This window comes from Planococcus plakortidis, assembly GCF_001687605.2.
In the GTDB taxonomy this organism is placed as follows: domain Bacteria; phylum Bacillota; class Bacilli; order Bacillales_A; family Planococcaceae; genus Planococcus; species Planococcus plakortidis.
In genome coordinates this window covers 2,221,015-2,234,114 of the sequence record NZ_CP016539.2, presented here as the reverse complement: position 1 = coordinate 2,234,114, position 13,100 = coordinate 2,221,015, and the positions used below count along the sequence as shown (strand labels likewise).

Annotated in this window: 14 protein-coding genes and 1 pseudogene; 7 read left to right on the top strand and 8 right to left on the bottom strand. The window is 50.9% G+C overall.

The window, feature by feature from the left end; genetic code table 11:
• Positions 1-143 precede the first annotated feature (143 nt).
• Positions 144-1,151: an LLM class flavin-dependent oxidoreductase gene (locus BBI15_RS11285; RefSeq protein ID WP_157101650.1), complete on the top strand. Its 1,008-nt coding sequence runs from the start codon at positions 144-146 to the stop codon at positions 1,149-1,151.
• A 444-nt stretch (positions 1,152-1,595) separates the two neighbouring features.
• On the opposite strand, the gene BBI15_RS11280 is transcribed toward BBI15_RS11285, so the two are convergent.
• Complete coding sequence (locus tag BBI15_RS11280; RefSeq protein WP_084632837.1) at positions 1,596-1,868, bottom strand: hypothetical protein; 273 nt, start codon at positions 1,866-1,868, stop codon at positions 1,596-1,598.
• Between the two features lie 159 nt (positions 1,869-2,027).
• On the opposite strand from BBI15_RS11280, the gene BBI15_RS11275 reads away from it, so the two are divergent.
• Complete coding sequence (locus BBI15_RS11275) at positions 2,028-2,795, top strand: serine hydrolase (RefSeq protein ID WP_157101649.1); 768 nt, start codon at positions 2,028-2,030, stop codon at positions 2,793-2,795.
• A 51-nt stretch (positions 2,796-2,846) separates the two neighbouring features.
• Here BBI15_RS11275 and BBI15_RS11270 read toward each other — a convergent pair whose 3' ends face one another.
• The 4 genes from BBI15_RS11270 to BBI15_RS11255 form a co-directional block, all read right to left on the bottom strand.
• Positions 2,847-3,716 carry a hypothetical protein gene (locus BBI15_RS11270; protein WP_068869652.1) on the bottom strand — a complete coding sequence of 290 codons (870 nt, stop codon included), beginning with the start codon at positions 3,714-3,716 and terminating at the stop codon, positions 2,847-2,849.
• 102 nt (positions 3,717-3,818) lie between these two features.
• Positions 3,819-4,541 carry an amino acid ABC transporter ATP-binding protein gene (locus BBI15_RS11265; RefSeq protein ID WP_068869651.1) on the bottom strand — a complete coding sequence of 241 codons (723 nt, stop codon included), beginning with the start codon at positions 4,539-4,541 and terminating at the stop codon, positions 3,819-3,821.
• A complete protein-coding gene (locus BBI15_RS11260; RefSeq protein ID WP_068869650.1) occupies positions 4,534-5,193 on the bottom strand; it encodes an amino acid ABC transporter permease in 660 nt (219 codons plus the stop codon). Before BBI15_RS11260 ends, BBI15_RS11265 begins: the two co-directional genes overlap by 8 nt.
• Before the next feature lie 30 nt (positions 5,194-5,223).
• Positions 5,224-5,994, bottom strand: a complete 771-nt coding sequence (locus BBI15_RS11255; protein ID WP_157101648.1) for a transporter substrate-binding domain-containing protein — start codon at positions 5,992-5,994, stop codon at positions 5,224-5,226.
• 133 nt (positions 5,995-6,127) lie between these two features.
• Here BBI15_RS11255 and pcp point away from each other — a divergent pair, with 133 nt between their 5' ends.
• The 4 genes and pseudogenes from pcp to BBI15_RS11235 all read left to right on the top strand — a co-directional run bounded on the left by pcp (position 6,128) and on the right by BBI15_RS11235 (position 10,206).
• Positions 6,128-6,742 (top strand): pyroglutamyl-peptidase I, encoded by a 615-nt coding sequence (pcp, locus tag BBI15_RS11250; RefSeq protein WP_068869649.1) that lies wholly within the window; start codon positions 6,128-6,130, stop codon positions 6,740-6,742.
• A 160-nt stretch (positions 6,743-6,902) separates the two neighbouring features.
• Positions 6,903-7,834, top strand: a pseudogene (locus BBI15_RS11245) (ABC transporter ATP-binding protein).
• A gap of 12 nt (positions 7,835-7,846) precedes the next feature.
• Positions 7,847-9,106, top strand: coding sequence for an ABC transporter permease (locus BBI15_RS11240; protein ID WP_068869648.1), 1,260 nt, complete (start codon positions 7,847-7,849; stop codon positions 9,104-9,106).
• On the top strand, positions 9,103-10,206 hold the full coding sequence (locus BBI15_RS11235) for an ABC transporter permease (protein ID WP_068869647.1): 1,104 nt from the start codon (positions 9,103-9,105) through the stop codon (positions 10,204-10,206). The genes BBI15_RS11240 and BBI15_RS11235 overlap by 4 nt, the downstream gene beginning before the upstream one ends.
• 27 nt (positions 10,207-10,233) lie before the next feature.
• On the opposite strand, the gene BBI15_RS11230 is transcribed toward BBI15_RS11235, so the two are convergent.
• A complete protein-coding gene (locus tag BBI15_RS11230; RefSeq protein ID WP_068869646.1) occupies positions 10,234-10,893 on the bottom strand; it encodes an HAD family hydrolase in 660 nt (219 codons plus the stop codon).
• Between the two features lie 127 nt (positions 10,894-11,020).
• On the opposite strand from BBI15_RS11230, the gene BBI15_RS11225 reads away from it, so the two are divergent.
• A complete protein-coding gene (locus BBI15_RS11225; RefSeq protein ID WP_068869645.1) occupies positions 11,021-11,314 on the top strand; it encodes a hypothetical protein in 294 nt (97 codons plus the stop codon).
• A 45-nt stretch (positions 11,315-11,359) separates the two neighbouring features.
• On the opposite strand, the gene BBI15_RS16580 is transcribed toward BBI15_RS11225, so the two are convergent.
• On the bottom strand, positions 11,360-11,488 hold the full coding sequence (locus tag BBI15_RS16580) for a YhfH family protein (RefSeq protein ID WP_194098862.1): 129 nt from the start codon (positions 11,486-11,488) through the stop codon (positions 11,360-11,362).
• Positions 11,489-11,506: 18 nt separating this feature from the next.
• Positions 11,507-13,099, bottom strand: a complete 1,593-nt coding sequence (aceB, locus tag BBI15_RS11220; RefSeq protein WP_068869644.1) for a malate synthase A — start codon at positions 13,097-13,099, stop codon at positions 11,507-11,509.
• Between the last annotated feature and the right edge of the window lies 1 nt (position 13,100).

Below are 13,100 nucleotides of genomic sequence, written 5' to 3'. Positions count from 1 at the left end.
TAAACATTTTCTTCAGTACATGGGTACGCCTGCGCTGGGCAGTTTAGCTTAAGTGACACAATGGAATGGGATCTCTGAGCATTTTCGTACGCCTTCCGAAACTTGAGCGTTACAATAGGGAGGGTAAAGGAGTGCTTAAAGATATGACACAAAAAACATTTCAGCAGATTCCCGTGGCCGTGCTCGACTTGGCGCCGATCAATGAAGGCAGCACCGCAACAGAATCATTTGCAAATAGCGTAGAACTTGCGCAACACGTAGAGAAACTGGGATTTAACCGCTACTGGCTGGCCGAGCATCACAATATGCCAGGTATCGGCAGCTCGGCGACGTCTGTGTTGATCGGGCATATCGCCGGAAAAACCAACTCAATCCGCGTAGGTTCAGGTGGCGTCATGCTGCCGAACCATGCCCCGCTTGTTATCGCCGAGCAATTCGGGACGCTCGCGTCGTTGTATCCAGACCGCATCGACCTCGGCCTTGGCCGTGCACCTGGCAGTGACCAGGCGACTGCTTATGCTTTGCGCCGTACCCTACACAGCACGGGAGACGAATTCCCGCAGCAAGTGATGGAATTGGAGAATTATTTCTCCGATAAACCGGTCGGCCGGGTCAAAGCGTACCCGGGAACAGGCATGGACATTCCAATCTGGCTGCTTGGATCGAGCGGATTCAGCGCTCAACTCGCCGCGCAAAAAGGCTTGCCGTTTTCATTCGCCAGCCATTTCGCGCCGGACTTCACGATGCAGGCGCTGCAATTGTACCATCAGAATTTCAAGCCATCCGCGGCGCTCGACAGCCCGTATGCGATGGTCGGCGTGTCAGTGATCATAGCTGATACGCAGGAGCGCGCGGAATGGCTCGCCACGTCTTTGCAGCAGCAGATGTTTGCGCTGATGAAAGGCGAACCGACGACGTTCCAACCACCGATTGATGATCTTGGCTCGGTGTGGACGCCGCGTGAAATCGTCATGTTCCGGGATAAACTGAAGTCCGAATCGATGATCGTCGGCACGCCGGAATTGGTGCGCGAAAAACTGGCAGCTTTCATCAATAAGACACGCGCTAATGAAGTCATCGTCAATTCACCGATCTTCTATCAGGAAGACCGCCTGCATTCTTATTCATTGCTAGCGGAAATGATGGAATAACCTTTGGCTATCGAGAAAATTTATAAACCGTGTTTTACGAAGCTTACCGCTTGCTTTCCGTGGGGCGGGAATCGAGCCTCCTCGTCACTAAAAACGTTGCTCAACTCTCACTGCGTTCGAGCATCGCAAATGAATGTGCTCAGCATTGCTTCGCTCATTCATTGCCTATGGGGTCTCTCAAACCCGCTGATCCCACAGGAAAGATAAAGTCGAACTGCGTGAGACCTTATCTTTGCGAAGTAATGCGCAGCATTATTGAGCAGAAGGTTTTACAAGCGGACGCCCTCCAAACGCTCTGAAAGCTCATTGATTTTATCATGCGAGAAAAGCATTAATTTCTACCAGTCTGAATGAACTGCCAATATAATCAATATTTTGAGGCACCAGCCCTGAGCTGGTGCTTTTTTTAATAGAAAATCCCCTCCGGTTAAGAAGGGGGAGCAATCAGTGAAGGTCTTGGGATTTGGCCTCGTCGTGCTTCATGATTTGCATTTCGATATCTTCATCGTTCCTTGCATAGTCCGGGCCGCCTTCGCCGATCATATTCAAGATCGAATCGAATTCTTCAGCAAGCCAATCCCTCAATTCCTTCGGTTCCATGTCTTCGTCGATTCTTGCATAGTCCGGGCCGCCTTCGCCAATCATGTTCAGAATCGCATTGAACTCTTCATCGAGCCGCAATTCAACTTCTTTCCGTTCCACCCATTTGCGTTCCATGACGATATCCTCCTTCTTTAAAAATCGCAAGAACGACGGACCATCTCTATGTTCATATTTTATTATACAGAGTATTCTGTCTTTTTGATATTAATTTGATTTAAAGGATTGGCCCGATTTTTGCCGAATTGAATCATCAAGGAAAGGTGTGTGGCAGCAGTGGAGAATGCGATAAAACAACTGATTGGCAGATCTTCAGCCCGCGTCAGTGTGGCAATTGAATTCCGGTCAAGCCGAGTGTATATCAATAGTGGGGCCCCGATGCGCGCAGCGAGCACGATTAAATTGGCCCTGTTATTCGAAGCGTGCCGGCAAATCGCAAATGGCACGCTGTCGGGCGGCCAGAAAATTGTGTTCGGAGGCAAACCTGCCGGAGGCGCAGGCGTACTGGACCATCTGCCATCACTTAGAGAATTAGCCTTATGGGATGTATTGGCCTTGATGATCATCGTTTCCGATAATGCCGCTTCAAATGCGGTGCTGGAACTGCTCGGGAAAGAAACCGTCAATAAGGCGTGCAGCGACCTTGGCTTGCACAATACGAAAATCGATCGCCGCTTCATGGATTTCGAAGCGGTTGAACACGGGATCGATAACCGGACCTCCGCAGGTGATATGATCCGTTTAATGGAATCGTTTGCCATGCCGGGCGTTTTGCCGGAACAGGAGCGAAAACGGGCCATGGAAATATTGGGCAATCAGCAAAGCCGCAAGCTGACTGCGGCGATCGAGGAAGATGAAGTGGAGTTTTATGGCAAAGCCGGTGAACTGGCTGGCCTGCAGGCGGATGTCGGGGTTTTTGGGAACGGAGAAAAATTCGCCATCGCTGCGGTTTTCGTGGAAGGGGCGAGAAATCCACTGGAAGCCCATCATTTGATCGCGAACATTGGGCTCTTAATCCATCAACAGATGGAATCGGTCACTTAAGGTATTTTAAAAAATCCCCCTGGCCAATTTCGAGGCGAGGGGGATTTAAGGTTATTTAGCTAAATATTGTTCCATCGATTCAAAAAAGCGCGAAGACGTTTCTTCGAACCATTCAGGATAGGCCGATTCCGCTTGTTCCGGAATCGTGTAAGCAAGCTCGGTCCGCAAGTCATCCGTCAATGCCATCTTTTGGCGCGGGCCATCCGGCGTCAGCCAATTGAATTGCGCGCGGCGATTGGCATTGGCGAATTGCGCCCATTCAGTCTCGGTATCAGCTGAATCGAACAGCGCTTCGCTTGAAATGAGCATCCAGCTTTCGCTTTGGTGTTTCGGCGGGAGCCATAAGCTCTTTTCCATCACGCCTTCTTCGATAGGGAAATCGTAAATCTCATGGCGCAGTTCCTGTACACGTTCGCCGTTTCCGAGCGACAAGCCACGGGAAACATAAATATTGCCTTGCAGCGTTTCAGTGTCTGCACTGCGGATGACACCGAATGGATTGCGCGTCGCATCGGTGCCGAAGGTCGCTTCCTCTTGCTGCAACATCGGCTCCTCGTTCCAGCGTGTCACTTCAGCATCAGCCATGCCACTGCGGTTCATCGAAAACGTAAATGGCATCCAGCCGGTGTTTTCGGCTGTATCGAAGAGGAAGACATCTCCGTTTGGCAAGGTTTCCTCTGTGATGCTTAGCGAGCCGACCGACAGGGTCAGGAAGGTCAGCGGGTAGACCATGGTTGTGGCATTTCCATCCGTTTCCGTTTGTGCTTCGCCAAGCGTGATGAAGGTCGGCTTGTCGATGCTGAGTTCAACGTCTTCGTGGGTATAAAGCGTTTCCTCATTTTTCAAGAACATGACCGCTGTAAAGATGATCAGCGCCATGAAAAACAAAGTAATAATCAGTATGACAGTCTTTCTGAACAAAATTTCCACCTCAAATTTCGGGTATTTCCTGCACTACCGATTATAGCACGGGGACAGGCCGAAAAACGGGGAGAGTTTTGAGCATCACATGAACGTTTTCAATTAAAGCACTTTATCCAGGAAGTCGCGTGCGCGTGCGCTTGCCGGATTCTTGAAAAAGCTTTCCGGTTCGCCTTCCTCAACGAGGATACCATGATCCAAAAACAAGACGCGGTCTGCGACTTCCCGGGCAAAACCCATCTCATGCGTCACGACGACCATGGTCATGCCGGATTTTGCAAGATCTTTCATGACCTCCAGCACTTCCTTGACCATTTCCGGATCGAGTGCAGAGGTCGGTTCGTCGAACAGCATGAGTTCCGGTTCCATGGCGAGTGCGCGCGCAATCGCGACACGCTGCTTTTGGCCGCCGGACAAACTGTTCGGGTAGGCAGCGGCTTTTTGCGCCAGGCCGACGCGGTCGAGCAATTGGCGCGCCTTTTCCTCAGCGTCGTATTTCTTGACGCCTTTTGCTTTCATCGGGGCATACATCAAGTTCTCTTTCACCGTCATATGGGGGAAGAGGTGGAAATGCTGGAATACCATGCCGATCTGCTGGCGGATTTTATGGATGTCTTTTTTGGACGCAGTCAAGTTCTTGCCGTTGATTTCAATGCTTCCTGAGCTTGGGGTCTCGAGCAAATTCAAGCACCGCAGGAAAGTCGACTTGCCGGAGCCGGACGGGCCGATGATCGCGACGACTTCGCCTTTTTGGATGGTGGTGGTAATATCGTTCAATACGAGGTTGTCCCCGAATTTCTTGGATAGGTTCTGTACGTCAATCACTAAGTTTCAATCTCCTTTCCACCATGCGGCCGATGACTGTGAGTCCCATGACGAGGCACCAATAGATGACCCCGACGAACAAGAGCGGCTCAAAGTTACGGAATAAGTCCGCCCCGACCACCTGGGCACGGCGCATCAAGTCCAGATAGCCGATTGTCGAGACGATGGCGGATTCTTTCGTCAAGGTGATGAATTCATTCATCAAGGCAGGCAGAATGTTCTTCAGTGCCTGCGGCAAGATGATGTCTTTCATCATTGCGCTATAAGGGACGCCAAGCGCTTGTGCAGCTTCGAGCTGGCCTTTGTCGACCGCCTGGATGCCCGCCCGGATGATTTCTGAAATATAAGCCGATGAGTTCAAGCCAAACGCGAGAATCGCGGATAGAAACGGCGAGATGTCATAGCCGGTCAATTGCGGAATCGAATAATAAATGATCATCAGCTGCAAAATTAGCGGTGTGCCCCGGAAAATCGACGTATAGGCATCGGCGAACCATCTCAGCGGCTTTGCCGAACCGATCTTGAACAGCGCCAGCACGGTTCCGAAAATGGATCCGAGGATGATCGCGAAAAAGACGAATTTCAAGGTCACCCAAATGCCTTCAAGCATGAAGGGGATATATGGGACGATTTGCGAAAAATCAAGATTCATAACAGTTCCAACTCATTTCTAAAGTCGATTTTACTGCTCGTCTGTGAGCCATTTGTCTTTCAGTTCATCCAGCTTGCCGTTCTCTTCCATTTCAGCAAGTATGGTGTTGACATCGTCAACCAAGTCACTGCCTTTCGGGAACGCCACAGCCATTCCTGGTGAAGCCGTTGTCGGGTCGTCGAATGCATCCAGTCCTTGTGATTCGATATAGCCGAGTGCCACTTGCTTATCCATATAAGCGGCATCGATCCGGCCGGAGAGGATTTCCTGGATCAAGGCACCGGAATCATCGAGTGCCTTCAATTCGAAATCGATCGCTTCCTCTTCGATGATGCTCTTCGCGCCTTCTTCCTGGATCGTTCCGAGCTGGACGCCGACCGTCAATCCTTCGAGGTCTTCAAGCGTTTCAAGGCCAGAGCCTTTTGCGGAAACGAACATTTCACCGGAATGGTTGTATTCCGTCGAGAAATCGACGTTTTCCTTGCGGGCATCCGTCGCGGACATGCCGGCCAATACCAGGTCGACGCGGTCATTTTGCAATGCGCCGATCAAGCCGTCGAATTTCATGTCAGTGATTTTCAGTTCAACGCCGAGTTCATCTGCGATATAATTGGCAAGGTCGATATCAAAACCGACGATGTCGCCTTGCGGGTTGCGAGACTCAAAAGGCGCGAACTCAGCGGATGTACCCATCTCCAATACCTCTTTTTGCTCGGCTGCTCCAGTTGCTTTGTCATCTTGGCCACAAGCTGTCAAAAGAAGTGCTGAAACGCCGCCTGCAAGTAAATATGATTTTTTCATAATAATTCCCTCCGTTGTATGTTTATTCGATAGAATGAATCTTAACACGACATAAGAACAAGAGAAAGAGTTTTTATACATATTTATGAATAATTATTAATTCAAATATTTCAGAAAACTGGAGTGTGGACAAATGAAAACTTTGCTTTTGACAGGGTTTGAACCTTTCTTGAATTACACAATCAACCCAACAATGAGAATCGCGGAGAAGTTGGATGGGGCACAGATTGGCGGATATCGCATCATCAGCCGCATCTTGCCAGTCGATTTCAATCGCTCGGGTGAATTGATCCTGCGATGGATCGATGACTTGAAGCCTGATGCAGTTGTTTCGTTAGGGCTGGCAGCTGGACGTTACAAGATGACTCCCGAGCGTGTCGCACTCAACGTCAAGGACGGCGATGTGGATAACGAGGGATACCGGCCGGTCGATGAACCGGTTTTTGCACATGGGCCCGATGCCTATCTCTCGACTTTACCGGTGCGTAAGATGACACAGGCATTGCTTCAGGCGGGGTTGCCAGCGGAGATTTCCAATACAGCCGGTGCATATCTATGCAATAACATTATGTATGAAGGACTTCATTATGCCGCCGTGAACAAGCCGGGCATGCTGTCAGGATTCATCCACATCCCGGCAGACCACCAATTGGCGATCGAACACGGGAAATTGCCCAGCTGGTCCCATGAAGACCTACTGAAAGGCGTGCGGATCTGCTTGGGCACGATAGCTGAAGAAATGGAATGAAACCCGAAAAGACAGAGCCTGTGAGCTCTGTCTTTTTTATGCATATGGCAGCACAAGGTTTCCTTCTTAAAAGCGTGGATGTTTTTATAGAATATTATGGCATTTTATGTGAAAAGCAGTAGGATAGATGTAACAAGAGTTTTAAGATCGGAGGTGCCTTATGCTCGAAACGGATCAGCTGACAAAAAAGTTCAAAGACACCATCGCAGTCGATGAAGTGAGTTTGGTGCTCAGGCAGGGGGAGTCGGTCGGGCTATTAGGGCCGAACGGGGCAGGCAAGTCGACCGCGATCGCCATGATCTCCACTTTGATGAAACCGAGCTCGGGCGATGTCAGGCTCAATGGCAAGAGCGTGTTGAAAAAGCCTGCCGAAATGCGCCGTGTGCTTGGCGTCGTCCCACAAAAAATCGCCTTATACGAAGAGTTGAGCGCCTATGAGAACTTGAAGTTCTTCGGCCGGCTGTATGGTTTATCGGGAAACAGGCTCGAACAGCGAATCGATTACGTGCTGGAGCTCGTCGGTTTGACGGATCGGAAAAAAGAGCTAGTCAAGAATTATTCAGGGGCATGCAGCGGAGAGTCAATCTGGCGGCAGCGATGATGCATGAACCCGAAATACTCATCATGGATGAGCCGACCGTCGGCATCGACCCGCAATCGCGCAACCATCTATTGGAAACCATCCGCAAACTTAACCGCGATGAAGGGATGACTGTCCTGTATACGAGCCACTACATGGAAGAAGTAGAAAAACTCTGTGACCGTGTCTACATCATGGACCACGGAAAAGTCATTGCGGAAGGAACGAAGGAAGAACTGAAAGCGATCCTGTCCGACCGGGAAACGGTGCTGATCGAGTTCGACCAAAATTATCCGGAACTCTTCACGAAACTCAGTGGAATGGAGGGTGTCCAGCACTCGACAGTCGAGGAACGAAGCGTGAAGCTGATCATCCCGAAAGGCACGAGATTGCTTGCGGCTTTGTTCCATGAAGCGGAGCGGTACGGTGCACAAGTGGTCAATGTCAATGTCCAGACGCCGACACTGGAAGATGTCTTCCTGCGGTTGACCGGAAGGAAATTAAGGGATTGAGGAGGGAGCGGAATGAATGCTTTTCTAGTGAAAGACATCATGCTATTGCTCCGTGACCGTTCCGAGTTATTGATTCTGTTGGCGATGCCATTCTTGCTCATTGCGATACTCGGCTTTTCACTGCGCGGCATTTTTTCGGGGGACTTGGAAGCCTTGGAAATGGACATTGCACTCGTTGCGGAAGAAGACGAAGCACAGGCAGTGGCATCAATTCAGAACGAAATCGGGCAAATGGGGTTGCCTCCAGGACAAGTACAGGCTTTGAAACAAGCGGCCCAATCGGCCAGTCCGCAGAAGATGCTTATCTCGCTTTTGGAAGATGAAAATTTAAGTGAATTGATTACGGTCGAACGGATGGCCCGGGCACAGGCACAAGAAAGCCTGGATGAAGAAACCGTGGATGCCGTCATCACCTTGCCGGAAGGTTTTACGGAAGATTCCTTGAGAAATATGTTATTCGGCTCGAGTGGAGGAGGGAAATTGGAATTATTGGTGGCGGATCTGTCTTCGCCGCAAACGGATGTCCTTCATTCCATACTGCAGGAATTTGTCCGCACAGTGAATTTTGAAGCCTCGATTTCCAGGCTGTCAGGACGGGAAGCGGCAGCGGAAGTATCGGGCGGCATCGAAACGATCACCGCACGGCAACCGATCACTTCCTTTCAATATTACACGGTCGGCATGGCTGTCATGTTCGTGTTGTTTGTAGGGTCTACGATTGCAGGACAGGCAAACCTTGAACAAAAGCAGATGGTTTTCGACCGCATCCGTTTGTCGGACCGCCCGCCGCTATTGTATTTAACGGGCAAAGCCATTGCTGCAGCTGCCATCGTCACCGTGCAGCTGGCTTTGTTATTCGGTTTATCGGCGCTGTTGTTCCAGACGTTTGCAGCCGATTCCTGGGCTTTTTGGTCGGGGATCGCCATCATTTCCATCACATTGGCACTTTCGGTTGGCTGTCTTGCCGCTTTGATGGTAGCGATAACCTTAAGGCTTGAAAGTGATGCGGTGCCGGCGATTTTCTCAGGCGGCGTCATTTCCCTGATGGCGTTTGTCGGCGGCAGTTTTATGCCGCTTGACGGGATGCCGGAAATGCTTTGGGCAATCGGCAACTGGACACCGAACGGAGCGGCACTGTCCGCCTATTTTTCCTGGTTACTGGAACCGGATTTCGGCCAATTGTGGGAGCCGCTCATGCGCATTGCAATCGTAGCAGCAGTGTTTCTGTCATTGGCACTTGCCTTATTTCCGAGAAAGGGGGGAACGGCATGAAAGCAGTATTCTTGCTGCAATGGCGCCGTTTTTACCGCAAACCTCTCCTTGTTTTGGCGATGTTCGGGTTGACCGTCATTTTCGTCTCCGTCACAGCGGCAGGCGGGCAAAGCGGGCCACAAATGGTTCCAGTCTATGCAGAGGAATCGATGAACGGGCGGCAAGCGCAAACGTGGCTTGAGCGCTTGAACGATGGAGATCAATTTCAGTTTGAATTAATGACAGAACCTGAAGCCCGATCGTATGTAGCGGAAGGGGACGTCTCGCAAGCGGTCAATTTGCTTGAAACTGATTACCGTTTACTAGTCGGCAGGGAAGACCCTGCGCGATTTGCGCTGGATTCGTTTCTTCGCCGCATCTATTCAGAAGAATTGCGTCTGGAACAGGCGGAGCAAACAACACCGGGGATCAGGGCGGATGTGGAATCTTCATTGGCGGACCCGGCCCTGACGCTATCGGTCGAATCGCTGCAAGGCGTGGAAGACAGTTTTCAATACAACGGGCAGCTCCAGCTATTGTTCGGCATGACCCTGTTCTTCGTCATCTATACGATCATGTTCAGCCTTGTGCGCATCGTGGATGAGAAAAGGACAGGTACCTGGAGCCGGATGATCATTTCACCGGTCCGGAAATGGCAAATGTATCTTGGGCATCTCGGCTATAGCTTTTTGATCGGGTTTTTCCAGATTACGCTCATTTTCCTGTTGTTCCGCTTTGCGTTCGGCTTTGAGCTGGGGGACCGGTTCTGGCTATTGATCGCCATCGCGGCATGTTACACATTTTCCATCGTCGCATTGGGGTTATTGATCATCTCGCTCATCACCAAACCGCAACAGCTCGGTGCCGTCATCCCGATTGTCGCGACCGGGATGGCGATGATGGGCGGTGCGTTCTGGCCGATTGAGCTGGTGACCAATGAAATCCTGCTGGCAATATCGAAAGCATTGCCGATCACTTATGGCTTACAGGCCTTAACAAGTGTTGCCGTCTACGGAAACGGCCTCCAGGCGGTCGCGATGCCGCTCTTGCTATTGCTTGGTTTCGGCAGCATCTGCATGGCGATCGCCATCCGTTTGATGGAATGGCGCAGCGCTTCATAAAAAAAGAGCCGCTATGTGCGGCTCTTTTTAGATAATTTCCCAGTTGCGTTCGGAAGCGAGTGTGCGGAGGCGGGCTTCAGGGCGCACAGCGACGGGATGGCCGACGAGTTCCAGGACCGGGACATCTGACAGGCTGTCGCCGTAAGCATAGCTGTTTTGCCAATCGACCGGCGCATCGCCGAGTTCCTCGAGGATCTTCTCTGTTTTCAAAGGCCCCTGGATATGGACGACCGGTGTTTTGTGGTCTAGAACATCCGCAACGTAGGGAACTTCCGTGCCGATGATTTTTTTGATCGGTAATTCTTTCGTTACGGCATGCAAGAGCGGCGTGAATGCGCCCGATACAAGCATGCAATAATCATCATTGGACACATGCCGCTTCAGGCGCTCGACGACTTCGTGATTGAAATCATCGTGCATGAGCTCGGCGATTTCCCCGAAGTATTCTTCCAGCTCCTGTTTCGAGAAGGTCTCGAGCGCTGCAAGATAGGCCTGGACGGAACGGGCACGCATCTTTGCTTCCGGATAGATCTTCAGTTTATGGCCGAGATAAGGCGGCATGATGGCGCGGTAGAATTTGCGGTATCTGCGGCTATGGACCGAGTGGTTTTTCAAATGGTCCATCATCAATTGAAATGTTTCTTTTGCATATAAAGTGCCATCGAAATCGAATATGGCGACACGCATATTATCCCTCCATTCTCATTTTCCTGCTGTTTCCATCATAGCGGAAATCTCCAGTTTTCACCAAGCATGTTTAGCCTTTTTCTTTCCAAGGGTATGGAAAAGAAACAATGAAGCTGGAGGGGTAGACATGGCAAAGCAACGAATCACGGTCGGTTATGTGGAGTTGACGCAAGACGAATCGGACCGGCTGTTTGAACAAGTGAAAAAATCCAAAGGCATCGATTCTTACGGTGAACTGCAAAGTTTGATGGAAGATTACGATGCGACAGTCGAAGAGCCGGTCAAGCAACCACTCAAAGAAGTCCTTGATGAAGACGAAGCACCGGAAGAAGCTTCGCCGCAAGGCATGCGCTATATCAATATCTTCAACGCCATCGAAGCTGATGAAAGCTACCGCATTGAAGCATCGAACCAGGAATGATCGATAGAAAAGGGAGATCCGAAATCGGATCTCCCTTTTTACTATCTATTCGTCTTTATTCGCGATGCAGCGTTCGCATTCATAGATGATCGATTCGCGGCGTTCCTTGATTTCACAACCGCATTCCCGGCATTCTTTGCGTGTACGCGTTTCAAATGTTTGCATGTTTTTCATAGTGATCTCCTCCAGTTGTTAGGTTAGTTTTTCGTACCCTGGCAGCGTCAAGAATTCAGCAAAATCACTTTGCAACGTGAGACTTGTAAACAACTCGCGGGCTTCCGCGTAGTGTCCGGTGTTATAGCGTTCTTCACCGACCGCTTGTTTGATTGCCGCATCTTCTTGTTCGATGACTTCGTGGAACAAGCTGACGTCGACTTTGCGGCCATCTTCTAAAACGCCTTTTGGATGGCGGATCCATTGCCATACTTGGGAGCGGGAAATTTCCGCTGTCGCCGCGTCTTCCATCAAATGATTGATTGGTGCAGCGCCGTTTCCGGAAAGCCAAGAGGCGATATACTGGATGCCGACCGAGATATTGGAGCGGAGGCCTTCTTCAGTGATCGAGCCTTCCGGTACTTCCACCAATTGCTCCGCTGTCACGTGGACATCGTCGCGCTGTTTGTCGATCTGGTTCGGTGTCGGCATATACTTATCGAATTGCTCCATCGCCGTCTGCACCATTCCTGGGTGGGCGACCCAAGTGCCGTCGTGGCCGTCCGTCACTTCACGGCGTTTGTCTTCAGCGACTTTGTTGAAAGCGGCCGTGTTGGCTTCGTCATCGCCTTTGACTGGGATTTGGGCAGCCATTCCGCCCATCGCCGGAGCGCCTCGTCGGTGGCAGGTTTTGATGCAAAGGGAGGTGTACGCCTTCATGAATGGAACTGTCATCGTCACTTGCGAGCGGTCCGGGAAGATATAATCCGGATTGTTGCGCATCCGTTTGATGACCGAGAAGATGTAATCCCAGCGGCCGCAGTTGAGGCCGGCGGAATGGTCGCGCAGTTCATAGAGGATTTCATCCATTTCGAATGCCGCCATGATCGTCTCGATCAACACCGTCGCCCGGATTGTGCCTTGCGGGATGCCGAGCTCATCTTGTGCAAAGATGAACACGTCGTTCCAAAGGCGTGCTTCCAGATGGCTCTCAAGTTTCGGCAAATAGAAGTAAGGGCCGGTTCCGCGGTCAATCAATTCCTTGGCATTATGGAAAAAGTAAAGCCCGAAGTCGACCAGGCTGCCGGAAGTCGGTTTTCCGTCAATGAGAAGGTTCTTCTCGGGTAGATGCCAGCCTCGCGGGCGTACCATCAAGACGGCCGTTTCTTCATTGAGCGCATATTTCTTGCCGGTTTCAGGGGCTGTAAAATCGATTTGGCGGCGAATCGCGTCGCGCAAATTGACCTGTCCGTCGATGACGTTGAACCAGCTTGGCGCTGTCGCGTCTTCAAGGTCCGCCATGAACATCTTCGCGCCGGAGTTCAGCGCGTTGATGAGCATTTTGCGGTTGGTCGGGCCGGTGATTTCCACCCGGCGGTCTTTCATATCTTCCGGGAGGGGAGCGATTTTCCAGTCCCCTTCACGGATCTCTTTCGTTTCAGGAAGAAAATCAAGTTTCTTGCCGCTATCGAGTTCTTGTTGGCGCACCTGGCGTTTTTCCAGAAGTTCGATCCGACGCTTGTCGAAACGAGTGTGCAGCTTTTCAATGAACTCCAGCGCTTCAGGAGTCAGGATTTCCTCCCTGCCTGGAACCGCTTCACCTGTAATCTGTACATTCGATTTCGTCAGCAAT

Coding starts and splice junctions, on each gene's coding strand:
- BBI15_RS11230 (WP_068869646.1), bottom strand. CDS start 10,893: ATGCGTGTCGCCATATTCGATTTCGATGGCACTTTATATGCAAAAGAA.
- BBI15_RS16580 (WP_194098862.1), bottom strand. CDS start 11,488: ATGAAAAACATGCAAACATTTGAAACGCGTACACGCAAAGAATGCCGG.
- BBI15_RS11240 (WP_068869648.1), top strand. CDS start 7,847: ATGAATGCTTTTCTAGTGAAAGACATCATGCTATTGCTCCGTGACCGT.
- BBI15_RS11280 (WP_084632837.1), bottom strand. CDS start 1,868: ATGGAACGCAAATGGGTGGAACGGAAAGAAGTTGAATTGCGGCTCGAT.
- pcp (WP_068869649.1), top strand. CDS start 6,128: ATGAAAACTTTGCTTTTGACAGGGTTTGAACCTTTCTTGAATTACACA.
- BBI15_RS11260 (WP_068869650.1), bottom strand. CDS start 5,193: ATGAATCTTGATTTTTCGCAAATCGTCCCATATATCCCCTTCATGCTT.
- BBI15_RS11225 (WP_068869645.1), top strand. CDS start 11,021: ATGGCAAAGCAACGAATCACGGTCGGTTATGTGGAGTTGACGCAAGAC.
- BBI15_RS11285 (WP_157101650.1), top strand. CDS start 144: ATGACACAAAAAACATTTCAGCAGATTCCCGTGGCCGTGCTCGACTTG.
- BBI15_RS11255 (WP_157101648.1), bottom strand. CDS start 5,994: ATGAAAAAATCATATTTACTTGCAGGCGGCGTTTCAGCACTTCTTTTG.
- BBI15_RS11235 (WP_068869647.1), top strand. CDS start 9,103: ATGAAAGCAGTATTCTTGCTGCAATGGCGCCGTTTTTACCGCAAACCT.